The sequence below is a fragment of the Halomonas sp. TH-94 genome (assembly GCF_057473365.1).
Genome location: NZ_JBYCKL010000023.1, coordinates 25,371 through 49,020 on the forward strand (window position 1 = coordinate 25,371; position 23,650 = coordinate 49,020).

General features: G+C 64.5%; 24 protein-coding genes. 15 read left to right on the forward strand and 9 right to left on the reverse strand.

The window, feature by feature from the left end; genetic code table 11:
- The first annotated feature begins 71 nt into the window (after positions 1–71).
- From AC2VNO_RS04050 to tatC, 13 genes are all read left to right on the forward strand, one after another.
- Complete coding sequence (locus tag AC2VNO_RS04050) at positions 72–2,309, forward strand: primosomal protein N' (protein WP_486932937.1); 2,238 nt, start codon at positions 72–74, stop codon at positions 2,307–2,309.
- A gap of 123 nt (positions 2,310–2,432) precedes the next feature.
- Positions 2,433–4,118, forward strand: coding sequence for an arginine--tRNA ligase (gene argS, locus AC2VNO_RS04055; RefSeq protein WP_486932938.1), 1,686 nt, complete (start codon positions 2,433–2,435; stop codon positions 4,116–4,118).
- Positions 4,119–4,121: 3 nt separating this feature from the next.
- Positions 4,122–4,844, forward strand: coding sequence for an SPOR domain-containing protein (locus AC2VNO_RS04060; RefSeq protein WP_486932939.1), 723 nt, complete (start codon positions 4,122–4,124; stop codon positions 4,842–4,844).
- Positions 4,845–4,982: 138 nt separating this feature from the next.
- Complete coding sequence (gene hslV, locus AC2VNO_RS04065; protein ID WP_486932940.1) at positions 4,983–5,501, forward strand: ATP-dependent protease subunit HslV; 519 nt, start codon at positions 4,983–4,985, stop codon at positions 5,499–5,501.
- 11 nt (positions 5,502–5,512) lie between these two features.
- The gene (gene hslU, locus AC2VNO_RS04070; RefSeq protein ID WP_486932941.1) at positions 5,513–6,835 is read left to right on the forward strand and encodes an ATP-dependent protease ATPase subunit HslU; all 1,323 of its coding nucleotides are present in this window, start codon (positions 5,513–5,515) and stop codon (positions 6,833–6,835) included.
- Positions 6,836–6,905: 70 nt separating this feature from the next.
- Positions 6,906–7,289, forward strand: a complete 384-nt coding sequence (locus AC2VNO_RS04075) for a gamma-butyrobetaine hydroxylase family protein (RefSeq protein WP_486932942.1) — start codon at positions 6,906–6,908, stop codon at positions 7,287–7,289.
- Between the two features lie 101 nt (positions 7,290–7,390).
- Entirely contained in the window at positions 7,391–8,158 is a 768-nt protein-coding gene (ubiE, locus tag AC2VNO_RS04080; RefSeq protein WP_228573843.1) for a bifunctional demethylmenaquinone methyltransferase/2-methoxy-6-polyprenyl-1,4-benzoquinol methylase UbiE, read from the forward strand.
- A gap of 7 nt (positions 8,159–8,165) precedes the next feature.
- Positions 8,166–8,804 carry a ubiquinone biosynthesis accessory factor UbiJ gene (locus AC2VNO_RS04085; RefSeq protein WP_486932943.1) on the forward strand — a complete coding sequence of 213 codons (639 nt, stop codon included), beginning with the start codon at positions 8,166–8,168 and terminating at the stop codon, positions 8,802–8,804.
- On the forward strand, positions 8,804–10,426 hold the full coding sequence (gene ubiB, locus AC2VNO_RS04090) for a ubiquinone biosynthesis regulatory protein kinase UbiB (RefSeq protein ID WP_486932964.1): 1,623 nt from the start codon (positions 8,804–8,806) through the stop codon (positions 10,424–10,426). Before AC2VNO_RS04085 ends, ubiB begins: the two co-directional genes overlap by 1 nt.
- 30 nt (positions 10,427–10,456) lie before the next feature.
- Positions 10,457–10,792: a phosphoribosyl-ATP diphosphatase gene (locus tag AC2VNO_RS04095; RefSeq protein WP_486932944.1), complete on the forward strand. Its 336-nt coding sequence runs from the start codon at positions 10,457–10,459 to the stop codon at positions 10,790–10,792.
- 46 nt (positions 10,793–10,838) lie between these two features.
- Positions 10,839–11,099: a Sec-independent protein translocase subunit TatA gene (gene tatA / locus AC2VNO_RS04100; RefSeq protein WP_228573838.1), complete on the forward strand. Its 261-nt coding sequence runs from the start codon at positions 10,839–10,841 to the stop codon at positions 11,097–11,099.
- A 6-nt stretch (positions 11,100–11,105) separates the two neighbouring features.
- A complete protein-coding gene (gene tatB, locus AC2VNO_RS04105) occupies positions 11,106–11,549 on the forward strand; it encodes a Sec-independent protein translocase protein TatB (RefSeq protein WP_486932945.1) in 444 nt (147 codons plus the stop codon).
- The gene (tatC, locus tag AC2VNO_RS04110; RefSeq protein ID WP_486932946.1) at positions 11,546–12,331 is read left to right on the forward strand and encodes a twin-arginine translocase subunit TatC; all 786 of its coding nucleotides are present in this window, start codon (positions 11,546–11,548) and stop codon (positions 12,329–12,331) included. Before tatB ends, tatC begins: the two co-directional genes overlap by 4 nt.
- A 74-nt stretch (positions 12,332–12,405) precedes the next feature.
- On the opposite strand, the gene elbB is transcribed toward tatC, so the two are convergent.
- Positions 12,406–13,068, reverse strand: a complete 663-nt coding sequence (gene elbB, locus AC2VNO_RS04115) for an isoprenoid biosynthesis glyoxalase ElbB (protein ID WP_228573832.1) — start codon at positions 13,066–13,068, stop codon at positions 12,406–12,408.
- Positions 13,069–13,307: 239 nt separating this feature from the next.
- Between elbB and hemB the strand changes: the two genes are divergently transcribed.
- Positions 13,308–14,306 carry a porphobilinogen synthase gene (hemB, locus tag AC2VNO_RS04120; protein WP_486932965.1) on the forward strand — a complete coding sequence of 333 codons (999 nt, stop codon included), beginning with the start codon at positions 13,308–13,310 and terminating at the stop codon, positions 14,304–14,306.
- A gap of 55 nt (positions 14,307–14,361) precedes the next feature.
- Positions 14,362–16,593, forward strand: coding sequence for a polyphosphate kinase 1 (ppk1, locus tag AC2VNO_RS04125; RefSeq protein ID WP_486932947.1), 2,232 nt, complete (start codon positions 14,362–14,364; stop codon positions 16,591–16,593).
- 19 nt (positions 16,594–16,612) lie between these two features.
- On the opposite strand, the gene AC2VNO_RS04130 is transcribed toward ppk1, so the two are convergent.
- From AC2VNO_RS04130 to rho, 8 genes are all read right to left on the reverse strand, one after another.
- The gene (locus tag AC2VNO_RS04130; protein ID WP_486932948.1) at positions 16,613–17,125 is read right to left on the reverse strand and encodes a DUF3087 family protein; all 513 of its coding nucleotides are present in this window, start codon (positions 17,123–17,125) and stop codon (positions 16,613–16,615) included.
- Between the two features lie 76 nt (positions 17,126–17,201).
- Positions 17,202–18,281: a 3-deoxy-7-phosphoheptulonate synthase gene (locus AC2VNO_RS04135; RefSeq protein WP_486932949.1), complete on the reverse strand. Its 1,080-nt coding sequence runs from the start codon at positions 18,279–18,281 to the stop codon at positions 17,202–17,204.
- A 294-nt stretch (positions 18,282–18,575) separates the two neighbouring features.
- Complete coding sequence (locus AC2VNO_RS04140) at positions 18,576–18,707, reverse strand: hypothetical protein (RefSeq protein ID WP_486932950.1); 132 nt, start codon at positions 18,705–18,707, stop codon at positions 18,576–18,578.
- Between the two features lie 62 nt (positions 18,708–18,769).
- Positions 18,770–18,892 (reverse strand): hypothetical protein, encoded by a 123-nt coding sequence (locus AC2VNO_RS04145; protein ID WP_486932951.1) that lies wholly within the window; start codon positions 18,890–18,892, stop codon positions 18,770–18,772.
- A gap of 83 nt (positions 18,893–18,975) precedes the next feature.
- Entirely contained in the window at positions 18,976–19,689 is a 714-nt protein-coding gene (gene folM, locus AC2VNO_RS04150; protein ID WP_486932952.1) for a dihydromonapterin reductase, read from the reverse strand.
- A complete protein-coding gene (locus AC2VNO_RS04155; protein WP_486932953.1) occupies positions 19,686–20,465 on the reverse strand; it encodes an NAD(P)H-flavin reductase in 780 nt (259 codons plus the stop codon). The genes folM and AC2VNO_RS04155 overlap by 4 nt, the downstream gene beginning before the upstream one ends.
- Positions 20,462–21,961, reverse strand: coding sequence for a 4-hydroxy-3-polyprenylbenzoate decarboxylase (ubiD, locus tag AC2VNO_RS04160; protein ID WP_228573819.1), 1,500 nt, complete (start codon positions 21,959–21,961; stop codon positions 20,462–20,464). Before ubiD ends, AC2VNO_RS04155 begins: the two co-directional genes overlap by 4 nt.
- 72 nt (positions 21,962–22,033) lie before the next feature.
- Positions 22,034–23,293, reverse strand: coding sequence for a transcription termination factor Rho (rho, locus tag AC2VNO_RS04165; RefSeq protein ID WP_228573818.1), 1,260 nt, complete (start codon positions 23,291–23,293; stop codon positions 22,034–22,036).
- Positions 23,294–23,650: the final 357 nt, after the last annotated feature.

The window sequence follows — 23,650 nt, forward strand, 5'->3', positions numbered from 1 at the left end:
CCAGGCCTGCTTCACAAGAGCCAGGCGCCACGACGGCCGCACATTCTAGCAGAGCCGACGGCGGAGGCCAATTGTCAAACCCTATCTCCTCAACCCCGTTTCGCATACTGCGCGTCGCGGTGCCTACCCCCCTGAGGCGCCTATTCGACTATCGACCGGGCCGCGACAGCCCCCCGGGTGGGTGGCAGCCCGGCATCCGGGTCCGCGTGCCGTTCGGTCGTCGTCAGGTCATCGGCGTGATCATGGAGTGCGGCGACCATAGCGACTTCCCCCTGGACCAGCTGAAACCGGTGACGGCCTGGCTGGATGCCGAGCCGCTACCCGAAGACTGGCTGTGGCTGTGTCGCTTTACCGCGCGCTACTACCAGCATTCGCTGGGCGACACCCTGCACCAGGCCCTTCCCGTGCTGCTGCGCCAGGGCCGACCGCTGGCCGGACGCATACTCGAGCGCTGGCAGGCTCTGGTGCAACCCGACGCAGCAGATCCGCGCCTCAAGCGCGCCCCCCGCCAGCTCGAGCTGCTGGCGATGCTGTGCCAGCATCCGCAGGGACTGCACACCCAGGCGATACTGGCCCAGGGGTACAGCCGCGAACAGCTGATGACCTTGGTGGACAAGCAGCTCGCCACCCGTCACGAGACGCCGCTGACTGCCGCCGAGCCCGCCACCGATCAGCTGCTCGCCGAGCCGGCCCTGCCTCTCAACCGCGAACAGGCCGCGGCCCTGGCGGCGCTTCACGAACGCCTCGACGCATTCCACCCCTGCCTGCTGCACGGTGTCACCGGCAGTGGCAAGACAGAGGTGTATCTCCAGTTGATCGAAGCGGTGGTCGCCCGCGGCCGCCAGGCACTGCTGCTGGTTCCGGAAATCGGCCTGACGCCGCAAACCCTGGCGCGCTTTCGCAGTCGCTTCCGGGTGCCGGTGGTGGCACTGCACTCCGGCCTCACCGACAACGAACGACTCGACGCCTGGGAGGCGGTGGCCAGCGGCCGCGCACCCATCGTCATCGGTACCCGTTCGGCCATCTTCACGCCACTGGCACGCCCCGGGGTGATCATCGTCGATGAGGAACACGACGGCTCGTTCAAGCAGCACGAGGGACTGCGCTATCACGCTCGAGACCTGGCCGTGGCCCGCGCCCAGCATCACGCCATTCCGCTGCTGCTGGGCAGCGCCACGCCTTCCCTGGAAAGCCTCTATCACGCCGGCCGCGGCAATTACCGCCACCTGCATCTGACCCGCCGTGCCAGCCGTCACGCCCCGGCTCGGCTGGAGCTGGTCGACCTGCGCGGACGGCCGCGCCAGGGCGGGCTCATCGCGCCGGCCATCGAGGCCATCCGCGCCACCCTCGAGGCCGGCCATCAGGTGCTGGTGTTCATCAACCGTCGCGGCTTCGCTCCTACCCTGGCCTGCCATGCCTGCGGCTGGCTGGCCGACTGCGACTCCTGCGACGCGCGCATGACCCTTCACCGCCAGCCGCCGATGCTGGCCTGCCACCATTGCGACAAGCGACGACCGGTACCGGATGCCTGCCCCAACTGCGGCAGCGCCGATCTGCGCCCCCTGGGCAGCGGCACCGAGCGCACCGAAGAAACCCTCGCCGCGCTCTTCCCCAAGGCCCCGGTACACCGTATCGACCGCGACAGCACCCGGCGCCGCGACGCCTTCGAACAGCTGCTGGGCGAAGTCAGGCGCGGCGAGCCCTGCCTGCTGGTGGGCACCCAGATGCTGGCCAAGGGCCATCACCTGCCCCACGTGACACTGGTGATCGTCGTCAACGCCGACGCCGGGCTCTACGCAAGCGACTTTCGCGCCCTGGAACACAGCGCTCAGCTGCTGGTTCAGGTGGCCGGGCGTGCCGGCCGCGCCTCTCATCCGGGCCGGGTGCTGGTGCAGACGCTGCATACCGACGACCCCCACCTGCGCCTGCTCGCCGACCAGGGCTACGATGCACTGGCCGAGCAGCTGCTAGGGGAGCGGCGGGCCGCTGCCCTGCCCCCCTTCCGTTTCCTTGCCTTGTTGCGACTGGAGAGCCCCAAGGAAGAAGCCGCCACGGTACTCGGTCGCGAAGCGGCGGACATGCTGAGACAATGGGTCGCCGAACATGCCCCCGACGTGAATTGCCTGGGGCCCGTTCCCGCCCCCATGGAGCGGCGCCAGAACCGCTATCACATGCAGTTGATGCTGAGCGCGGGGCGCCGTAGCCAGCTGCACGCTGCCTGCGCCCGGCTGACCTCCTGGCTCGAAGCCAAGCCCGAGGCACGCCGGGTACGCTGGTCGCTGGATGTCGACCCGCAGACGCTAGGCTGAACGCGGCCTTTAAAGCCGCGGCACAATTGCCGATAATGGCCGACCAGCCCACTCGTGGCCGCGCCTTTTTGCCAGTGCCTCAAGTCACCTCGTGCGCCCGTCGCTACAGGACATAACCGCTTCATGAAAGAGACGATCATTACCCTGCTCGAGAACGCCGTCGACACGCTCAAGCAGCAGGGCATCCTGCCCGCCGATGCCTCGCCAGCCATCAAGGTCGACCCCACTCGCGACAAGGCTCACGGCGACTACGCCACCAACCTGGCGCTGATGCTCGCCAAGCCGGCCGCCAAGAAGCCCCGCGAACTGGCTGAGGCGCTGATCGCGGCGCTGCCCGAGAGCGATGCCATCGACAAGGTGGAGCTCGCCGGGCCCGGCTTCATCAACTTCTTCGCCGCCACCGATGCTGCCGCCCAGGTGGTACGCCAGGTGCTCGATGCCGGCGACACCTACGGCCGCAGCCTCGAGGGCCGGGGCCAGAAGGTGCAGGTGGAGTTCGTCTCGGCCAACCCCACCGGCCCCCTTCACGTAGGCCACGGCCGCGGCGCCGCCATCGGCGACTGCATCTGCCGCCTGCTCGAGGCAACCGGATTCGATGTGACCCGCGAGTTCTACTACAACGATGCCGGCGCCCAGATCGCCAACCTGGCCTTGTCGGTGCAGGCCCGCGCCAAGAAGCTCACTCCCGAAGACGATGCCTGGCCCACCGACGGTTATCGCGGCGACTACATCATCGAAGTGGCCAACGACTATCTGGCCGGCGAAACGGTGCATGCCGACGATCGTCATGTGACGGCCAAGGGCGACCCGGACGATCTCGACGCCATTCGTGACTTTGCCGTGGCCTGGCTGCGCCGTGAACAGGACCTCGATCTCAAGGCCTTCGGTGTCACCTTCGACGTCTACTTCCTCGAGTCATCGCTGTATCGCGAAGGCAAGGTCGAAGAAGCCGTGGAACGCCTGATCGAGAAGGGACATACCTACGAGCAGGACGGCGCCCTGTGGCTGCGCACCACCGACTTCGGCGACGACAAGGACCGGGTGATGCGCAAGTCGGACGGCAGCTACACCTACTTCCTACCCGACGTCGCCTACCACCTGAACAAGTGGCAGCGCGGCTTCAAGACGGTGATCAACGAGCAGGGCGCCGACCATCACTCCACCGTGACCCGGGTGCGTGCCGGCCTGCAGGCGCTGGAAGTCGGCATACCCAAGGGCTGGCCCGACTACGTGCTGCACCAGATGGTGATGGTGACCCGCTCCGGCGTCGAGGTGAAGCTCTCAAAGCGCGCCGGCAGCTACGTCACCGTGCGCGACCTGATCGACGAGGTGGGTCGCGACGCCACGCGCTTCTTCCTTGCCGCGCGCCGCGCCGACTCGCAGCTCACCTTCGACATCGATCTGGCCCGCTCGCAGTCCAACGACAATCCGGTCTACTACGTCCAGTACGCCCATGCCCGGGTCTGCAGCATGTTGCGCAAGGCCAAGGCCGAGCAGCTCGACTTCGAGCTCGATCTGGCCATGGTCAGCCTGGGGCAGTTGAAAGAGGACCAGGAAAAGGCCGTCATGAACCGTCTGGCGCGCTTCCCCGAGGCAGTTGCCCATGCCGCGGCCTCTCGCGAGCCGCAGCAGATCGCCCAGTACCTGCTCGATCTCGCCGCCGAATTCCACTCCTGTTACAACGCAGTGAAGGTGATGGTCGACGACGACGAACTGCGCAATGCACGCCTTGCGCTGGGCCTGGCCACGCGCCAGGTGCTGCGCAACGGACTCGACCTGCTGGGTGTCAGCGCGCCGGAGGAGATGTAAATCATGGCTGCCCGTCGCACGCCCAAGAAACGCGGCGCCACTACCAGCAGTCGCAAGCGATCAACGGCTGCTCGCCAAGGCTTCCGCCTGCCCGGATGGGTGTGGGGGGTCGGCGGCGTAGTGGCCGGCTTCCTGCTGGCTCAGCACCAGCACGGCACCGCTCCCTGGCAGGAGGGCAGCGACTCGCCGCTGGCCAGCCTGATGCCGCGAACCCCTACGGAGCAGTCCGCCCCGACCGTCGAGCCACGCGAACCGCGAATGCCGACGTTCGAATTCTACACCCTGCTGCCGGAAGAGGTCGTGGCGCCGCGAGAGGTAGCATCCACCGCCTCGCCCCCCGATCCGACGGTGGTCGTGCCGCCGCCGCTCGAACCCAGCGCCGCCGCCGAACCGACGCCTGACGACGACCCCATCGCACAGGTCATTGCCGCCAATCTGCGAGACGAGGTCAACGCCACCCCCGAACGCGAAGTGGCGGCACCGGAGGGCACACGCTACATGCTGCAGGCCGCCTCTTTCCGCGAGCCGGGAGACGCCGAACAGCTGCGCCAACGCCTGCGCAACCTGAGCCTGATGGCCCAGGTCAGCCAGGTACAGTCGGCCGACGGCCAGACCTGGCACCGGGTGATGGTCGGCCCCTATGACGATAACCGCGAGCTGAGCCGCGCCGAAGACCTGATGACGACGCAGGGAATCACGCCCCTGCGGCATCGCGCCACCAACTGAGCCGCCGCCCCTTCGCCGCAGGCGCTTGAATTCATCGGTCACCGCCCGCACTTCAGTTGAACGCTCATTCACGGCCCCGGCACGCCCGGGCGCCGAAAGTCACCGGGAGCCCCGGCTCCCCGTTACGGAGTTCTCTCCATGACCACGATCGTTTCCGTGCGCCGCGGTGGCCAGGTTGCGCTGGCGGGCGACGGCCAGGTATCGCTGGGCAATACCGTGATGAAAGGAAATGCCAGCAAGGTGCGCCGCCTCTATCGCGGTCAGGTGCTGGCCGGCTTTGCCGGTGGCACCGCCGACGCCTTCACCCTGTTCGAGCGCTTCGAGGCGCAGCTGGAGAAGTACCAGGGCAATCTGGTCAAGGCGGCCGTGGAGCTGGCCAAGGACTGGCGTACCGACCGCGCCCTGCGCCGTCTCGAGGCGCTACTCGCCGTGGCCGACAAGAACGCCTCGCTGATCATCACCGGCAACGGCGACGTAGTGGAACCGGAGCGCGGCATCATCGCCATCGGCTCGGGCGGCAACTTCGCCCTGTCCGCCGCCCGCGCACTGCTCGAGAACACCGAGCTGTCGGCTCAGGAGATCACCGAAAAATCACTCGCGATCGCCGGCGACATCTGCGTGTACACCAACCACCACGTCACCCTCGAAACGCTGTGAAGGCCGCCACCATGTCCCAGATGACCCCCCGCGAGATCGTCCACGCCCTGGATCAGTACATTGTCGGCCAGCAGGACGCCAAGCGCGCCGTCGCCATCGCCCTGCGCAACCGCTGGCGGCGCATGCAGCTCGACGACGACCTGCGCCCCGAGGTCACGCCCAAGAACATCTTGATGATCGGCCCCACCGGGGTGGGCAAGACCGAGATCGCCCGGCGCCTGGCCAAGCTCGCCCGCGCCCCCTTCATCAAGGTCGAGGCCACCAAGTTCACCGAGGTGGGTTACGTTGGCCGCGACGTCGAATCGATCATCCGCGACCTCACCGAGGCCGCCATCAAGCTGGTACGCGAACAGGCCAAGGACGAGGTGCGCCACCGCGCCGAAGACGCCGCCGAGGACCGTATCCTCGACGCGCTGCTACCGCCGCCGCGGGGCCAGGAGGAGAATCCGCGCACCGACAGTTCGACGCGTCAGATCTTTCGCAAGAAACTGCGCGAGGGCGATCTCGACGACAAGGAGATCGACATCGAGATCACCCCTCAGGGGCCGGGCATCGACATCATGACCCCGCCGGGCATGGAGGAGATGACCAGCCAGCTGCAGAGCTTGTTTTCCAACATGGGGCGCCACAAGACCGAAACCCGTCGGGTCAAGGTCAAGGACGCCTTCGCCCTGCTGCGCGACGAAGAGGCCGCCAAGCTGGTCAATGAAGAGGAAATCAAGCACCGAGCCATCGACGCCGTAGAGCAGAACGGCATCGTCTTTCTCGACGAGATCGACAAGGTCACCAAGGGCAGCGGTCAGTCCAGCGGCGGCGAGGTCTCCCGGGAGGGCGTTCAGCGCGACCTGCTGCCACTGATCGAAGGCTCCACGGTCTCCACCAAGTACGGCATGGTCAAGACCGATCACATCCTGTTCATCGCCTCCGGCGCCTTCCACCTGTCACGTCCGTCGGACCTGATTCCCGAGCTGCAGGGCCGCCTGCCGATCCGGGTCGAGCTCGAGGCGCTTTCACCGGAAGACTTCAAGCGCATCCTTACCGAACCTTCCGCCGCTCTGACCAAGCAGTACAAGGCACTGCTGGCCACCGAAGGGCTCGATATCGACTTCACCGAGGACGGCATCGAACGCATCGCCGAGATTGCCTGGAAGGTCAATGAGGGCACCGAGAACATCGGCGCACGGCGACTGCACACGGTGATGGAGCGCCTACTGGAAGACGCCTCGTTCAAGGGCGCCGATTTCGGTGGCCCGTTGACCATCGACGCCGCCTACGTCGACTCCCAGCTTGGCGAACTGGCCATGGACGAGGATCTGTCGCGGTATATTCTCTAAACTGTCATATGAGCAGTTGCCCAAGCGCGGCCCGGACAGCCGCGCTTCATCAACGTCAGCGGAGTCCTGCATGAGTGCCCCCACCCCCAGCAAGATTCACTACCACAAGAAGGCCCGCGAGCTGGAGCTGACCTACGCCGACGGTGAGAGCCACCGCCTGCCGGTGGAGTACCTGCGCGTCTACTCTCCCTCCGCCGAGGTGCGCGGGCATCACCCCAGCCAGGCCGTGCTTCAGGTCGGCAAGAAGGACGTCGGCCTGAAGAACATCGAGCCGGTGGGGCGCTACGCCGTCAAGCTGGCCTTCGATGACGGCCATGACAGCGGCCTGTACAGCTGGGAATATCTCTACGAGCTGGCACAGCACCGCGAGGCCTACTGGGCCGACTATCTTCAGCGTCTGGAGAAGGCCGGCGCATCTCGGGAAGCGCTGGGCATCGAAATCAAACAGCTGTAGAAAGGCGAGCGTCAAGACAAGAACCGCTGGGGAAGGCTACAATGTGGCCCAAAATGAGGCTTGTCCTCACCTTTCCGCAGCGATTCGGGAGCCTTTACGCAATGAGCCCTAACTCCACCCCCGGGGACCAGAGCACCACTCACTTCGGCTATCAGGAAGTGCCGATCGAGGAGAAGGCTTCCCGCGTAGCTGATGTCTTCCACTCCGTGGCAGCGCGCTACGACGTCATGAACGACCTGATGTCGTTCGGCATCCACCGGCTGTGGAAGCGCCTGACCATCGAGCGCAGCGGGGTGCGCCCCGGCCACAGCGTGCTCGACATCGCCGGCGGCACGGGCGACCTGACGCTGAAGTTCTCGCGTATGGTGGGGCCACGCGGCCGGGTGGTACTGGCCGATATCAATGAGTCCATGCTGCGGGTAGGCCGCGACAAGCTGCTCGACAACGGTGTCGGCGGCAACGTCGAGTACGTACAGGCCAATGCCGAATGCCTGCCGTTCCCCGACAACAGCTTCGACTGCATCACCATCGCCTTCGGCCTGCGCAACGTCACCGACAAGGACGCCGCGCTGCGCTCCATGGCTCGCGTGCTCAAGCCTGGCGGCCGCCTCCTGGTGCTGGAGTTCTCCAAACCCAACAACCCCGTGCTGACCCGCGCCTACGACGAATACTCCTTCCGTCTGCTGCCCGCCATGGGCCAGATGGTGGCAGGCGACGCCGACAGCTATCGCTACCTGGCCGAGTCGATTCGCATGCATCCCGACCAGGAGACGCTCAAGGCAATGATGGAAGCCGCCGGTCTCGAACGGGTCGAGTACACCAATCTCACCGGGGGCATCGTCGCCCTGCATCGCGGCATCAAGCTTTGAGGGCCTAATGACGTTGACTCCCACTCTGCTGCTGGCCGGCATCGAGCGCACACTCAATGCCTTGCTTGCCCGCGACCTGGCCGCCCCCACGCGACTGGCCCGGCTGGCCGGTAGCCGGCTGCTGCTGCGCATGGAGCGCCCGGCCCTGTCGCTGTTGCTGAGCTTTCACCCGCATGGGGTCGACCTCCTGCGCCCGGACGGCGCCGACGAAAGCGGCGCCGACGCGGTGGTCGAACTCGATGCCGAGACGCTGGGCGAGCTGCTGGGTGGGGAGCCAATGGAACGCCTGATGCTCCGTGGACGACTCACCATCCACGGGCGGGTGCACCTGCTCGAGGAGGTCCGCGACCTGTTTCTGGATCTCGATATCGACTGGGAAGCTGAGCTGGCCCGCTGGCTCGGCGACACCCCGGCCCATAGCCTGGCGGAAGGATTACGACGCATGACTCGATGGGGCCAGCGTGCCCGGCAGGAAATGCGTGCCGATATCGCCGAATACGTCTTCGAGGAGGCGCGTCTGTTCCCCGGGCGCCAACAGGTCGACACCTTGCGCGATCACCTAACCGAGCTGGAAGTGGCCGCCGATCGCCTGGAAGCCCGTCTCGCCAGGTTGCGCCGGCAACTGGCCAGCGAGGCCACGGCATGATGGGGCTTCGTCTGCTGCGCATCATTTGGGTCATCACCCGTTACCGCCTCGATACCCTCTTGCCGTTGCAGCGTCTGCCCTGGTGGCTGCGGCTCGCCTTCCTGCTCTCACCGCTACGGGTGGTGCCGGTGGGCCGGCGCTCGGGCGGTGAGCGGCTGCGCCTGGCGCTGGAATCGCTCGGCCCCGTATTCGTCAAGTTCGGTCAGCTGCTTTCCACCCGTCGCGACCTGCTGCCCGAGGAGATTGCCGATGAACTCAGGCGGCTGCAGGATCAGGTCCCGCCCTTCCCCGGCGAGGAGGCCCGCGCCCTGGTAGAGTCCGAGCTGCGCATGCCGCTCGACGTCGCCTTCGCTCACTTCGAACCCGAGCCGCTGGCTTCGGCCTCCATCGCCCAGGTGCACGCCGCCCGCCTGCACAGCGGCGAGGAGGTGGTGGTCAAGATCATCCGCCCCGCCATCGACCGGGTGATGCGCCAGGACATGGCGCTGATGTACCGCGTGGCCGGTGTGCTCACGCTGATTCCCGAAGCGCGCCGGCTGCGCCCGGTGGAGGTAGTGCGCGACTACGAAGCGACCCTGTTCGACGAGCTCGACCTGCGCAAGGAGTCCGCCAACACATCACAGCTCAAGCGCAACTTCGCCGGCTCCCCGCTGCTCTACGTCCCGGCCATCCACTGGTCGCACACCCGCAAGCGGGTCATGGTCCAGGAACGCGTGCACGGCATTCCGGTCGCCGACATCGCCGCGCTGAAGGCGCAGGGTACGGACCTCAAGCGACTCGCCGAGCGCGGCGTGGAGATATTCTTCACCCAGGTGTTTCGCGACAACTTCTTTCATGCCGATATGCACCCGGGCAACATCTTCGTCTCCCGTGAAAACCCCAATGATCCACAGTACATTGCCATCGACTGCGGCATCGTCGGCAGCCTGACCCGCGAGGATCAGGACTATCTCGCCCGCAACCTGCTGGCCTTCTTCCATCAGGATTACTACGAAGTCGCCGCGCTGCACATCGAGTCGGGATGGGTAGGGGAAGAGACCCGCGCCAATGAGTTCGCCGCCGCGATTCGGACGGTATGTGAGCCGATTCTGGAAAAACCGCTCAAGGACATCTCCTTCGGCCAGGTGCTGCTGGGGCTGTTCCAGACCGCCAGACGCTTCAACAGGGAGGTTCAGCCGCAGCTGGTCCTGCTGCAGAAGACCCTGCTCAACATCGAAGGCCTGGGACGCCAGCTCCATCCGGATCTCGACCTTTGGAGTACCGCCAAGCCCTATCTGGAGCGCTGGATGCAGGAGCGGGCCGGTGCCGTCGGCCTGTGGGAGTCGCTCAAACGCCAGGCACCGGAACTGTCGCGTCAGATCCCCGAGCTGCCCAGCGTGGCCCATCAGGCGCTCAGCCGCCTCGAGCAGGAGCATCGGCAACGTCGTCGCCAGGCCTTGGCCCTGCACGGCATTCAGCACCACTTGCATGCCGGCCGCCGCGGCGGCCGACGCCTGCGCCTGGGGCTGCTGCTGACGGCCCTGGCATTGGCCTGGCAACCGCTGTCCCAATGGGCCTTGAACCAGCCCTGGCCGGTACTCGTGGCTGGTCTCGTCGGACTCTTGCTGCTGGCTTGGCAATGAACTTGATCCATCGCAACCGGAGTCGCTCGCATGCGTGATATTCTCGATGAACTCTTCGACGTACTGAGCCAACGCCGCAGCGCCGATCCTACCGAATCCTACGTTGCCGCCTTGCATGGCAAGGGGCTAAACAAGATACTCGAAAAGGTCGGAGAGGAAGCCACGGAAACCCTGCTGGCAGCCAAGGATGCCGAGGCCGGTGGTGACGACGAACGCCAAGCGTTGATCGCCGAAACCGCCGACCTGTGGTTTCATAGCCTGGTGATGCTGTCGCACCTGGGCCTGGACCACCGGGACGTGCTCGACGAGCTGGCCCGGCGTTTCGGCATTTCCGGGCACGAAGAGAAGGCCGCAAGGTCAAAGTGAAATTGACTTCCGGATCCGCCGGAATCCCGACTCAGAGGTAACCTTCATGTTAGGTGGCATCAGTATCTGGCAACTGCTGATTGTACTCGGCATCATCATCCTGATCTTCGGCACCAAGAAGCTGCGCAACGTCGGCTCCGATCTGGGCGGTGCGGTCAAGGGCTTCAAGCAGGCCGTCAATGAGGAAGAGAAGGATGGCAAGCCTCAGGCCAAGGTGAGCCACGAAGAGCAGCCCAACACCTATGACGTTCGCGCCGAAGAGAAAAAGGCGGCGGACAGCGTCGAGGAACGAGAAGAGCGCAAGTAAGCCCTTATGTTTGATATCGGCTTCCTCGAACTCCTGATTCTCGGGATCGTCGGCTTGTTGGTGCTCGGCCCGGAACGCCTGCCCAAGGCCGCGCGTACGGCGGGACTGTGGGTCGGCAAGATCAAGCGCACCGTGTCGAGCATGCAGCGGGAGATCAACTCGCAGCTCGAGGCGGAGGAGCTGCGCCAGAAGCTCAAGGATCAGCAGACCAAGCTCGACGAGAGCCTGAACAAGGCCAAGCGCGACGTGGAGAGCATCGCCAAGCCGTACTCGACGTCGACGCCTCGCAAGGGCGATGACGATAGCCAGGAGCCCGCTACGCGAAAGCCAGATGGCGACGTGCCGCCGCCTGCCTCCGCGCGCCTCGACGATGCCCTTGCCGACGCCAGGGCCACCGCTGGCCAGCCTTCTTCTCCCAACGACGATGACAAGGATGCCGCTTCACGATGAGCGACTCCGATGACAAGCAGGAACTTGGCCAGGCCCCCCTGATCGAGCACCTGATCGAGCTGCGTTCGCGACTGCTGCGCGCGGTGCTGGCGATCTTCGTGATTTTCCTCGGGCTCTACCCGTTCGCCAACGAGATCTATACCTTCGTGGCTCAGCCGCTGATGGGGATGCTGCCGGAAGGCTCGCAGATGATCGCCACCGAAGTGGCATCCCCGTTCCTGGCCCCCTTCAAGCTGACACTGGTGGTGGCGGTCTTCGTTGCCATTCCCTACGTACTGCACCAGGCCTGGGCCTTCGTCGCCCCGGGGCTGTATGACAACGAGAAGGCGCTGGCCCTGCCGCTGCTGGCATCGAGCGTAGGCCTGTTCTATGCCGGCGCGGCCTTCGCCTACTATGCGGTATTCCCGCTGCTGTTCCAGTTCTTCACCCAGACCGGGCCGGAGAACGTGGCGGTGATGACCGACATCAACCAGTACCTGAACTTCGTATTGAAGCTGTTCTTCGCCTTCGGCGTGGCCTTCGAAATTCCCATCGCCACCTTCCTGCTGATCGCCTCGGGCGCGACAACGGTGGAGAGCCTGGCGCGGAAGCGCCCCTATATCATCCTCGGCTGCTTCGTGGTCGGCATGCTGCTGACCCCGCCCGACGTAATCTCCCAGAGCCTGCTCGCCGTACCCATGTACCTGCTCTACGAAGTGGGCATCCTGTTTGGCCGCCTGGTGCGCCGACGCCGCCGCAAGGCGGCCGAGGCACAGTCCGACGAAGAGCGCGATAACGCCTGACGAACTATCGCGCCGCTTCCAAACGCAAGCGCCCCCGCTGACACGAGCGGGGGCGCTTGGTATCGGACGCGGCGTTACATGTCCATCAGCTCATCGATCCGCTCGACCAGCTTGAAGATACCGGTGGCGGCTTCGCCGATGCGGGTGGCTAGCATATAGGCTGGGGTGGTAACCACCCGGTTCTCGAAGTCCACCACGATATCCTCGACGCCGCAGCTGCGATGCAGCCCCCCCATGGAGCTGATCGCTCCCGACACGCCGGGATCGTGACCGACGGTCACGGCGATACCCGGCCCCAGCAGCTTGGGCACCAGCGCGGGTGTAATGCACATCAGGCCGATGGGCTTGCGCGCCTCATAGAAGGGAGCCAGCGCCTCCACCAGCTCGGGTAGCGGCTCCATGTCGCTGCCCGCTTCGGCGAAGTTCGACAAGTTCTTGGCTGCACCGAAGCCACCCGGCAGGATCACGGCGTCGAACTCATCGACTTGGAGCTCATCGAGCGGCGCAATGTTGCCACGCGCCAGGCGCGCCGATTCGACCAATACATTACGCGCCTCGCCCTCTACCGCTTCCCCGCTACGATGATCGATCACATGGTGCTGCATGATGTCCGGCGCGAAGCAGCGATGGCCAATGCCCAACTGATCAAGCCGCAACAGGGTCAGAGTGGTCTCGTAGATTTCCGAGCCATCCTGGACACCGCAGCCCGACAGGATGACCGCCACTTGTTTGCTCATGCCTTTCTCCTTGTTGTGAAGGCGCCTTGAAAGCAGGGCTTTGCCTCGAATCCTGAAGCCAACACTTTAGAGAGTCGCGAGGGGTGCGACAAGGCGCGACTTCCTGCCTGTGGTGGCACTGATATACTCGGGCCATGCGTTTCGAGTGTCATTGAACCGTCATCCTTTGCAGGCACACTGCCGCCAATAAACCGTATGGCGAATGTGGCCCACAGCCGGAGTAGAACATCTTGAGTCACATGACCGCACGCCAGTTCCCCGCAACCCGAATGCGCCGCATGCGCCGCGACGATTTTTCTCGCCGCCTGATGCGTGAATCGACCCTCACCGCTGCCGATCTGATCTGGCCGGTATTCGTCCTAGAGGGCGAGAACCGCCGCGAAAGCGTGCCCTCGATGCCTGGCGTCGAGCGTTTGTCGCTGGATCTGTTGATCGAAGAGGCACGCGAGGCCCATGCACTGGGCATACCGGCGCTGGCCCTGTTCCCAGTGGTGGACCAGGCGCTGAAGAGCGAGCTGGCCGAGGAGGCCTACAATGCCAGCGGGCTGGTTCAGCGCAGCGTGCGGGCGCTGAAGGAAGCCGTGCCGGAACTGGGCATCATGACCGACGTGGCCCTCGATCCCTACACCATCCACGGCCAGGACGGCATCATCGACGAGAGCGGCTACGTGCTCAACGATCGCACGGTGGAAACGCTGCTCAAGCAGGCCCTCTCCCACGCCGAGGCCGGTGCCGACGTGGTCGCTCCCTCCGACATGATGGACGGTCGCATCGGTGAGATTCGCCAGGTGCTCGAGCAGGAACACCTGCACAACGTACGCATCATGGCCTACAGCGCCAAGTACGCCTCTCACTACTACGGCCCGTTCCGCGATGCGGTGGGCTCGGCCGCCAACCTGGGCAAGGCCGACAAGCGCACCTACCAGATGGATCCGGCCAACAGCAACGAGGCACTGCACGAAGTGATGCTCGATCTGGCCGAAGGCGCCGACATGGTCATGGTCAAGCCCGGCATGCCCTACCTGGACGTGGTACGGCGCATCAAGGACGAGCTCAAGGTGCCCACCTACGCCTATCAGGTCAGCGGCGAGTACGCCATGCACATGGCCGCCTTCGACAACGGGTGGCTCGACGCCGACGAAGCGATGCTGGAATCTCTGGTCTGCTTCAAGCGCGCCGGAGCCGATGGAATTCTGACCTATTTCGCCAAGCGAGCAGCGACACTGCTCGCATCCTGACGGCAGAGATCGGCCTACGGCCGGGTGCGTCTGCCGGTTCGCCACGAGGGAAACCATGGTAGACGCGCCCGACCCAGCCGGCCAGCAGGAAGCCACCGACAACAGATCCATCGACGTCAGCACCGCCGGGGGGGTGGAACTCAACCCCACCGAGCCGGCCCAGCCACGTCTCAACCAGACCCGAGCCGGTATCAAACCCAAGTCGCTGCCCGACCCGGTAGCAGACCTCGGCGACCCAAGTCTTTATTTCAATCGTGAATTGTCGCATCTGCAGTTCAACGTGAGGGTCCTCGAGCAGGCGCTCGACGAGGCACACCCTCTACTCAACCGACTGATGTTCCTGTTGATTTTCTCGTCCAACCTGGACGAGTTCTTCGAGATACGGGTTGCCGGCATCAAGCATCAGGTGGCTCTCGGCGACGAGACGAGCGGCGCCGATGGCCTTCTGCCGCGCCTTCTCCTGGGAGAGATTTCACAGATCGCCCATGAGCAGGTGGAACGGCAATATCAGATTCTCAACGATGCCCTGATCCCTGCCCTTGAAGCCCAGGGCCTACACTTCCGCCGGCGGGACGAGTGGACTGAATCGCAGCATGCGTGGATTCGGGAGTACTTCGAGAACGAGATCGCCCCGGTCATCAGCCCCATCGGTCTCGATCCCTCCCACCCCTTTCCGCGCCTGGTCAACAAGAGCCTGAATTTCATCGTCGAACTGGAAGGCAAGGATGCCTTCGGGCGTGCGGGGGGGCTGGCGATACTGCCTGCCCCACGCTCACTGCCACGGGTCATTGCCTTGCCAGCCGAGCTGTGCCAAGCCGGCATCCAGGAGTTCGTCTTTTTATCGTCGATGATCCACGCCCATGCCGAAGAAGTCTTCCCCGGCATGGAAGTACGTGGCTGCTACCAGTTCCGGCTGACACGCAATGCGGACCTGGCGGTGGACCCCGACGAAATCTCTGACTTGGCCTCGGCCCTGCGCGGCGAGCTGCTGGCTCGACGTTACGGCAGCGGTGTGCGCTTGGAAGTGGCCGACAACTGTCCCATAGAGCTGTCCGACTTTCTGCTCAAGCAGTTCGCGCTCGACGAGGCCGATCTGTACCGGGTCAATGGTCCGGTCAATCTGACCCGCATGATCTCGGCACTGAGCGAACTGCATCGGCCCGACCTGCTGTATCGCCCCTTCATTCCGGGGCTGCCCAAGCCGATGCGCAAGAAAGTGAGCCTGTTCGACGCCATCACCGCCGGCGATATCCTGCTGCACCATCCCTTTCAGGCTTTCTCGCCTGTCGAGGATCTGCTGCGCGAGGCCGCACGGGACTCCGGCGTGGTAGCCATCAAGCAGACGCTCTACCGAACCGGCGCTGACTCTGGGATCGTCAATGCGCTGGTGGAAGCGGCGAGCAACGGCAAGGAGGTCACGGTGGTGATCGAGCTGCGCGCCCGTTTCGATGAAGCAGACAATCTGGCTCTGGCATCTCGCCTGCAGGAGGCTGGTGCCATCGTGATCTACGGCGTAATGGCCTACAAGACACACGCCAAGATGATGCACATCGTACGCCGTGAGCGTGGCAAGCTGCGCTACTACGCACACCTGGGTACCGGTAACTATCACGCACGTACCGCCAGGCTCTATACCGACTACAGTCTTCTGACAGCCCACCCCACTCTCTGTGCCGACGTACACAAGGTGTTCCAGCAGCTTTCGGGAATGGGCAGGGCCCAGCGCATTGCCACCCTACTTCACGCTCCCTTCACGTTGCATGAGCGGCTCGTGGCAATGATTGAGCGGGAGGCCGAGTACGCTCGAAACGGGCATCGAGCGCAGCTCATCATCAAGTGCAACTCCCTGACCGAGCCCAAGCTGATACAGGCGCTCTACCGGGCCTCACAGGCCGGGGTCGAGTGCGAACTGATCATTCGCGGCATGTGCTGTCTGCGGCCCGGCGTGCCGGGAGTATCGGACAATATTCGTGTGCGTTCCATTATCGGGCGCTTCCTCGAGCACACCCGGGTATTTCACTTCCATAACAATGGCAAGAGTGAAACCTGGTGCTCCAGCGCCGACTTCATGGCACGCAACATGTTCCATCGCGTCGAGACCGCATTTCCTCTGCTCGATCGCAAGCTTGCCGAACGTGTGCGCAAGGACTTGGAAACCTATCTGGTAGACAACTGCCAGAGCTGGCTACTGCAGCCTGACGGTCGGTATCTTCAACAGCGACCCGGCACCTATGCGGCGATCAGCGCCCAGGAAACGCTGCTCTACGCCTATGCTACCAAGGCATGAGCGCGCTCGAAGGTCCTGATCAGCTCCTGCGGAAGGCAGCGAGGTCGTGGGGATCGAAGCCTTCAACTCGCGCCGGCAAGCCCCGCTCCTCGCGCAGGCGCTCGATCCTGGCACGCTCGCCCAGCAGCTCGGCATCGTCGTCCAGGGTGCGGCCATTGAGTTCGGCCAGCTGCGCCATGCCTTGGTGGTAGGCCGTCATGAGGTGCAGGGCTACCGCATTGCCCTGGTCCATTTCACGGCGCAGGGTGGCGAGATAGCCGCTGAGGCGGGATAGATGGTGCTTGAGCTGCCAGACATAGCGCATCTCGCTCATCCAGGGGCGTTCGCGGAGTACGGCAAAGGTCAAGCTGGTAGCGAGCAAGCCGAAAAATACGCCCAGCGCGTTGAGCCACAGGCTCGAGCCGAAGGTCGCCACCAGCAGCTGGGAAAACACCAATCCGAAGACGATCAGTTGACCCGCCATGGCGACGCTGATGATTTTCGCCTTGCGACGGTAGGTCTCGGGTTCGTGATATTCGAAGATGAAGGACATGGCGGGGCTCCTGTGGCGATGCGATGCCGGGATTATCCCGGCATCGACCGCCGAGGTACAGTCGCCCACGCTGGGGTCAACGTAGCCGCTCGGCCGCCTCCAGCAGCAAGGCCTCGGTGGCCTGCCAGCCCAGGCAGGGGTCGGTTACGGAGATACCATAGCGCAACGCGCCGGGGGTAAGCGGCTGCTTGCCCTCCTCGAGGTGGCTCTCCAGCATCAGCCCCATGAGAGATGTCTCACCCGCTGCTCGCTGAGCCAACACGTCGCGCAGCACCTCGGCTTGGCGACGATGGTCCTTGCGCGCGTTGGCATGGCTGCAGTCGACCATCAGCCTTGCCGCAAGCCCGGCCTGCTCCAGCGCACGACGGGCCTCCCCGACCGAGCGGCTATCGTAGTTGGGACCATGGTGACCGCCCCGCAGCACCACATGGGTGTGGGCATTGCCCGGCGTTTCGCACAGCGCGGGCCGGCCCTGCTCATCGAGGCCGAAATGCTGATGCGGGTGTGCAGCGGCACGTATGGCATCCACGGCCACGCCCACGTCGCCACTCGTAGCGTTCTTGAAGCCCACGGCCGCCTCTAGGCCGCTGGCCAGCTCGCGATGCAGCTGCGACTCGGTGGTACGGGCACCAATGGCGACCCAGGCCAGCAGATCGTCGAGGTAGCTGGCCAGCATCGGTTGCAGGACTTCGGTGGCCACCGGCAGGCCCAGCGCGGCGATCTCATGCATCATGTGACGCGCGAGATGCAGGCCACGCGCCATGTCGCCGCTACCGTCCAGATCGGGATCGTAGGCCAGCCCCTTCCACCCCACCGTGGTGCGCGGCTTCTCCACATAGACCCGCATTACCGGCAGCAGGCGATCGGAAAGCCGGGGGGCAAGTTCGGCCAGGCGGTGGGCATATTCCAGTGCCGCCAGGGGGTCATGTATCGAACAGGGGCCAACCACGACCAGCATGCGGTCGTCGCGACCGGCAATAATGTCCTGTATGGCGCGACGCTGGGCCGCGAGGCGCTCGGCGACCGGACGCGATACCGGCAGTCGGTGCCGCAGCTCTGCGGGGGTCGGCAGGGTCCTGTGAGCCCGACTCGGACCGGCAATGATATCGGAATGGCCGTCGGCTAGGCGTTCAGCGAGGGATGCGGGGGCGTTCATGATCGTCAACTCCGTGAGTTCGGCATACATCGTGTCGTCTTGCCACCGGTCATCTCACGGTCGGAGGTGGCGCACTGGGCCGACCGCGTGGCGCTAAATCGCCAGCCATAGCCCCAGCCATAATAGTCGTGGCGAGAGCGGGCGGCGAAAGTGGCGCTGCATGCGGTCATGGTGCGTCTCCTCAGTCGATCTTTTATGGGGCCTTACAAACGTAAAACCCCCGGTCGGGTTGCCGACCAGGGGTTTTAGAAGGAAGGCAACCCGGTTGGGTGTGCCCTAGCAGCTGCGTCCGATTCAGGACCCGGCCGCCGGCACACCGGCGCTAAACCAGTACCAATACTGACCGCCGAAACCGACACCACGCGACCTCACCGCACCGGGGGTGCGGTCGAGAGCGGGGCTGGTTGTCTCAAGGCTCGGGGTCATGGTTGCCTCCATGGATTCTCGGATCATCGTGCCGCATCGCGACAAGCTTGGCAAGCCCGGCTTCAGGCCAGTACGGCTCGTGCCACGCCAATGATCAGCGGCAGCAGGTTCACCGCCAAGACCGCTACCAGGGCCAGCAACCAAATGGGGCCACTTTCGTCGTGATACTCCTTCAGCGGTGCCATGTTCGCCTCCTTTGCGTCAGCTAGCTCGTTTTCTCCCTGTCTCCGTACGCTAGCGACAGGGATCGGTGTCCATGACTGTCAGTCTAGCGAAGATGACGCCCGCCATCGACCGGCAGGGTAATGCCGGTCACGTAACGGTTGTCGAGCAGGTAGCGCAGGCTTTGGTAGATCACGCCTGGCCCCGGCACCATCTCCATGGCCGATTTGGCCCGCGCTGCTTCGGCATAAGCCTCGTCGTCCCCTTCATTGAGCATGATCAGCGCCGGCGCAATGGCGTTGACCTGAATCTCGGGGGCATACATCGCCGCGAAGGAGAGCGTCAGGTTGTCGAGGCCCGCCTTGGTGGCGGCGTAGGCGGCATGTTTCCTGGAGCCCTTGCGCACTACGTAATCGGTCATGTGCACGATGTCGCGCTGGGGTTCGCCGCAGGCGTCGAGCAGTTCGCGACAGTGCAGGTTGATCAGGTAGGGGGCCAGCATGTGTACGCGGAATAGTCGCTCGAAGTTGGCGCCCGCCATCTCGTCTCGGCTATCCGGCGCCCAGTCGCTGGCGTTATGCACGATGGCACGCAGCGACGACGTTACCTCCTTCAACCGGGCGATGAAGTCGAGAATGCCTGCCTCGGTGGCGAAGTCCGCCTGCAGGGTGATGACGCCCCGGCCACGCAGAACGTCGAGCTCGGGCCGTTCGCGACGATAGCTGACGATGACCGGGTGACCATCGTCCAACAGCCGCTCGGCGCAGTGGCGGCCCAGGCGTTGGGCGCCGCCGGTGATCAGGATCGGCGCGGCACTCACCCCGCACTCCCCCGCCGCAACACACCGGCGGTGGGCACCAGCGGCTGGCGTGGCGCATAGGCGAATACATCGGAAAAAACCCGCGTCGGCTCGAGCCCCAGCGAGGCCAGCACGTCGACACAGGCGTAGACCATGCCCGGTGAGCCGGAAAGGTAGACATCGTGGCCGCTGACATCTTCGAGGCCAGCGGCCAGCGCCTGATCGATGCGGCCGTCGTGGCCCAGGATGCGCTGACCCACCACCGGGGTTTCAGGAGCCGTTTCGGTGACCACATGGAAGGTCACGTTGACATGGCTCTCGGCCCATTCCCGCGCCAGGCTTTCGAGATACAGGTCGCGCCGTTCGCGGGCCGCCCACCACAGTGCGATGGGCCGTTCGGACGACTGGTGCAGCGAGGCTTCGACGATCGCCTTCATCTGGGAAAAACCGGTGCCGGCAGCGATCAGCAGCAGCGGACGCCGGCTGGTCGGATCGAGCACGCAGTCGCCTCCCGGCAGACGCACCGTCAGATGGTGAGCGACCACGATCAGTTCACGCAGGCGGGCGGAGTTTTCGCGTTCCGGCCAGTGCTGGATGTGCAGCTCCAGCATGCCGTCGCCGACATGGGCGTTGGCAATGGAGAACGGCACCCAGGTCTCGTCGTCGAGCTTGAGCTCCAGATACTGGCCCGGTTCATGGGCCATGGCCTCGGCGCGGCCTTCCAGGCGTACGCGAAAAACGTCGGGGGTCAGGTCCTCCACTGCCGTTACCTGGCAGGTCAGGGTCCTCGGGGTCATGCGGGCCTCTTGTCGTCAGGGTGTGAAGGCAGGTCGATACCCAGCTCGTTCCAGCGTTCGCTGACGCGGGCCTTGACGGCCTCGTCCATGACAATGGGTGTGCCCCATTCGCGATCGGTCTCGCCGGGCCACTTGGCAGTGGCATCGAGTCCCATCTTCGAGCCCAACCCCGCCACAGGCGAGGCGAAATCGAGGTAGTCGATGGGCGTGTTTTCCACCATCACCGTGTCCCGGGCCGGGTCCATACGGGTCGTAATCGCCCAGATCACGTCTTTCCAGTCGCGGGCATCGACGTCGTCGTCGAGCACCACCACGAACTTGGTGTACATGAACTGACGCAAGAAGCTCCAGACGCCCATCATCACGCGCTTGGCATGGCCCGGATACTGCTTCTTCATGGTCACCACCGCCATGCGATAGGAGCAACCCTCCGGCGGCAGGTAGAAGTCCACGATCTCGGGAAACTGCTTGCGCAGGATCGGCACGAACACTTCGTTGAGTGCAACGCCGAGTATCGCCGGCTCGTCGGGCGGCCGCCCGGTATAGGTCGAGTGGTAGATGGCATCGCGGCGCATGGTCATGCGCGTCACGGTAAATACCGGGAACTCGTCGACTTCGTTGTAGTAGCCGGTATGGTCGCCGTAGGGGCCTTCCGGGGCCATGTCATCGGGGTAGATGAAGCCCTCGAGAATGATCTCGGCGGAAGCCGGCACCTCGAGGTCGGCGTGAGCGCACTTGACCAGCTCGGTACGCGAGCCGCGCAAGAGCCCGGCGAAAGCGTACTCCGAGAGCGAATCCGGCACCGGGGTCACCGCGCCGAGAATGGTCGCAGGGTCGGCACCCAGAGCCACCGCCACCGGGAAGGGCTCGCCGGGATTCGTCTGCTGGAACTCCTGGAAGTCGAGCGCACCGCCGCGATGGGACAGCCAGCGCATTATCAGGCGGTTCTTGCCCAGCTTCTGCTGGCGGTATATGCCCAGGTTCTGGCGCTTCTTGTGCGGTCCACGGGTGACCACCAGCGGCCAGGTGACCAGCGGCGCCGCATCGCCGGGCCAGCAGTGCTGGATCGGCAGGCGGCCGAGGTCGACGTCGTCGCCCTCCAGCACCACCTCCTGCACCGGGGCGCTGCGCACCGTCTTGGGCCCCATGCTCATCACCTGCTTGAAGATCGGCAGCTTGTCCCAGGCGTCGCGGAAGCCCTTGGGCGGGTCCGGCTCCTTGAGAAAGGCGAGCAGCTTGCCTACTTCGCGAAGCGCCTCGACGCTGTCCTGGCCCATGCCCATGGCGACCCGCTTCGGCGTGCCGAACAGGTTGCCCAGTAGCGGCATGTCGTGGCCCTTGACGTTCTCGAACAGCAGCGCCGGGCCGCCGGCACGCAGGGTGCGGTCGCAGATCTCGGTGATCTCGAGGTAAGGGTCCACCTCGGCTGAAACACGTATCAGCTCGCCCTGGGCCTCCAGCGCGGCGATGAAGTCACGCAGATCTTTGTACTTCATTGCAATTCCCGTTTCCGGAACGACGAAAGGGGCAGCATAGCATGCTGCCCCTTCACGCACCGCCGATCCCGCCTAGCGGCGCTTCATCGCCTCGAAGAATTCCAGGTTCGTCTTGGTGTCTTTCAGACGGTCGATGAGGAACTCGGTTGCCGCGGTATCTTCCATCGGGTTGAGCAGCTTGCGCAGGATCCACATGCGCTGCATTTCATCCTCGGAGGCGATCAGGTCCTCGCGGCGAGTGCCGGAACGGCGGATGTTGAGGGCAGGATAGACGCGCCGCTCGGCGAGCTTGCGGTCCAGATGGGCTTCCATGTTGCCGGTACCCTTGAACTCCTCGAAAATCACCTCGTCCATCTTCGAGCCGGTATCGACCAGCGCGGTGGCGATGATGGTCAGGCTACCGCCCTCTTCGATGTTACGCGCGGCACCGAAGAAGCGCTTGGGCTTCTCCAGGGCGTGGGCGTCGACACCTCCGGTGAGCACCTTGCCGGAGCTCGGCACCACGGTGTTGTAGGCACGTGCCAGGCGGGTGATGGAGTCGAGCAGGATGACCACGTCCTTCTTGTGCTCGACCAGACGCTTGGCCTTCTCGATGACCATCTCGGCGACCTGCACGTGGCGGGCCGGCGGTTCGTCGAAGGTCGAGGCAACCACTTCGCCGCGCACGGTGCGCGACATCTCGGTCACTTCCTCGGGGCGCTCGTCGATCAGCAGCACGATCAGGTGGCACTCGGGGTTGTTGCGCGTGATCGAGGTAGCGATGTTCTGCAGCATCAGCGTCTTGCCCGCCTTGGGCGGCGAGACGATCAGACCGCGCTGACCCTTGCCGATGGGTGCAGTCAAATCGATGATGCGGGCAGTGAGGTCTTCGGTGGAGCCGTTGCCGATCTCCATGCGCAGCCGCTCCTGGGGGAACAGCGGCGTGAGGTTCTCGAACAGGATCTTGTGCTTGGCGTTTTCCGGCTTGTCGAAGTTGATCTGGCTGACCTTGAGCAGCGCGAAGTAGCGCTCCCCTTCCTTCGGCGGACGAATCTTGCCGGAAATCGAGTCGCCCTTGCGCAGGTTGAAGCGACGAATCTGCGACGGTGAGACGTAGATGTCGTCGGGGCCGGCCAGATAGGAGCTGTCGGCGCTGCGCAGGAAGCCGAAGCCGTCCTGGAGAATTTCCAGTACACCATCGCCATAGATGTCCTCGCCGCTCTTGGCGTGCTTCTTGAGGATGGCAAAGATGATGTCCTGCTTGCGTGAGCGGGCCAGGTTGTCGATGCCCATTTCACGGGCGATCTCCAAGAGGTCTGGCACGGATTTTTGCTTGAGTTCGGTAAGATTCATCGGTGTGTTCAGAAGTGGCTCATGTCAGCGTGGCGGCACGGCGGCCGGGAGAATAGTACGGAAAAGACGGTACGCCGCTTGGGTGCGTTCAGAGCCTGAAGCTGCCACTCATGCGCGATGCTTGCGCGGTACGACCACTCTGCGGGAGGGGGTCGCTGGCACGATATCGTGTTCGAGGGGGCAGCGCTTCTTGTCGCTGAACTCATCGCCTGATGTGTTTCAAGTGCCACCATGGCTCTCGGCACATGACAACGAGCGACAATGAAGGGGCTGACTGACGACTTGATGTTGACCGCGACGCGGTCGGAAAGCATTCGGAACAGGCGAACGTCTCGATGTTAGTCAAGGGCGGCGACG

Coding starts and splice junctions, on each gene's coding strand:
- rho (WP_228573818.1), bottom strand. CDS start 23,293: ATGAATCTTACCGAACTCAAGCAAAAATCCGTGCCAGACCTCTTGGAG.
- elbB (WP_228573832.1), bottom strand. CDS start 13,068: ATGAGCAAACAAGTGGCGGTCATCCTGTCGGGCTGCGGTGTCCAGGAT.
- AC2VNO_RS04145 (WP_486932951.1), bottom strand. CDS start 18,892: ATGGCACCGCTGAAGGAGTATCACGACGAAAGTGGCCCCATTTGGTTG.
- ubiE (WP_228573843.1), top strand. CDS start 7,391: ATGAGCCCTAACTCCACCCCCGGGGACCAGAGCACCACTCACTTCGGC.
- AC2VNO_RS04155 (WP_486932953.1), bottom strand. CDS start 20,465: ATGACCCCGAGGACCCTGACCTGCCAGGTAACGGCAGTGGAGGACCTG.
- AC2VNO_RS04060 (WP_486932939.1), top strand. CDS start 4,122: ATGGCTGCCCGTCGCACGCCCAAGAAACGCGGCGCCACTACCAGCAGT.
- tatC (WP_486932946.1), top strand. CDS start 11,546: ATGAGCGACTCCGATGACAAGCAGGAACTTGGCCAGGCCCCCCTGATC.
- AC2VNO_RS04085 (WP_486932943.1), top strand. CDS start 8,166: ATGACGTTGACTCCCACTCTGCTGCTGGCCGGCATCGAGCGCACACTC.
- AC2VNO_RS04140 (WP_486932950.1), bottom strand. CDS start 18,707: ATGACCCCGAGCCTTGAGACAACCAGCCCCGCTCTCGACCGCACCCCC.
- tatB (WP_486932945.1), top strand. CDS start 11,106: ATGTTTGATATCGGCTTCCTCGAACTCCTGATTCTCGGGATCGTCGGC.
- ubiB (WP_486932964.1), top strand. CDS start 8,804: ATGGGGCTTCGTCTGCTGCGCATCATTTGGGTCATCACCCGTTACCGC.
- ubiD (WP_228573819.1), bottom strand. CDS start 21,961: ATGAAGTACAAAGATCTGCGTGACTTCATCGCCGCGCTGGAGGCCCAG.
- hemB (WP_486932965.1), top strand. CDS start 13,308: ATGACCGCACGCCAGTTCCCCGCAACCCGAATGCGCCGCATGCGCCGC.
- AC2VNO_RS04135 (WP_486932949.1), bottom strand. CDS start 18,281: ATGAACGCCCCCGCATCCCTCGCTGAACGCCTAGCCGACGGCCATTCC.
- hslU (WP_486932941.1), top strand. CDS start 5,513: ATGTCCCAGATGACCCCCCGCGAGATCGTCCACGCCCTGGATCAGTAC.
- AC2VNO_RS04095 (WP_486932944.1), top strand. CDS start 10,457: ATGCGTGATATTCTCGATGAACTCTTCGACGTACTGAGCCAACGCCGC.
- tatA (WP_228573838.1), top strand. CDS start 10,839: ATGTTAGGTGGCATCAGTATCTGGCAACTGCTGATTGTACTCGGCATC.
- AC2VNO_RS04130 (WP_486932948.1), bottom strand. CDS start 17,125: ATGTCCTTCATCTTCGAATATCACGAACCCGAGACCTACCGTCGCAAG.
- hslV (WP_486932940.1), top strand. CDS start 4,983: ATGACCACGATCGTTTCCGTGCGCCGCGGTGGCCAGGTTGCGCTGGCG.
- ppk1 (WP_486932947.1), top strand. CDS start 14,362: ATGGTAGACGCGCCCGACCCAGCCGGCCAGCAGGAAGCCACCGACAAC.
- argS (WP_486932938.1), top strand. CDS start 2,433: ATGAAAGAGACGATCATTACCCTGCTCGAGAACGCCGTCGACACGCTC.
- AC2VNO_RS04075 (WP_486932942.1), top strand. CDS start 6,906: ATGAGTGCCCCCACCCCCAGCAAGATTCACTACCACAAGAAGGCCCGC.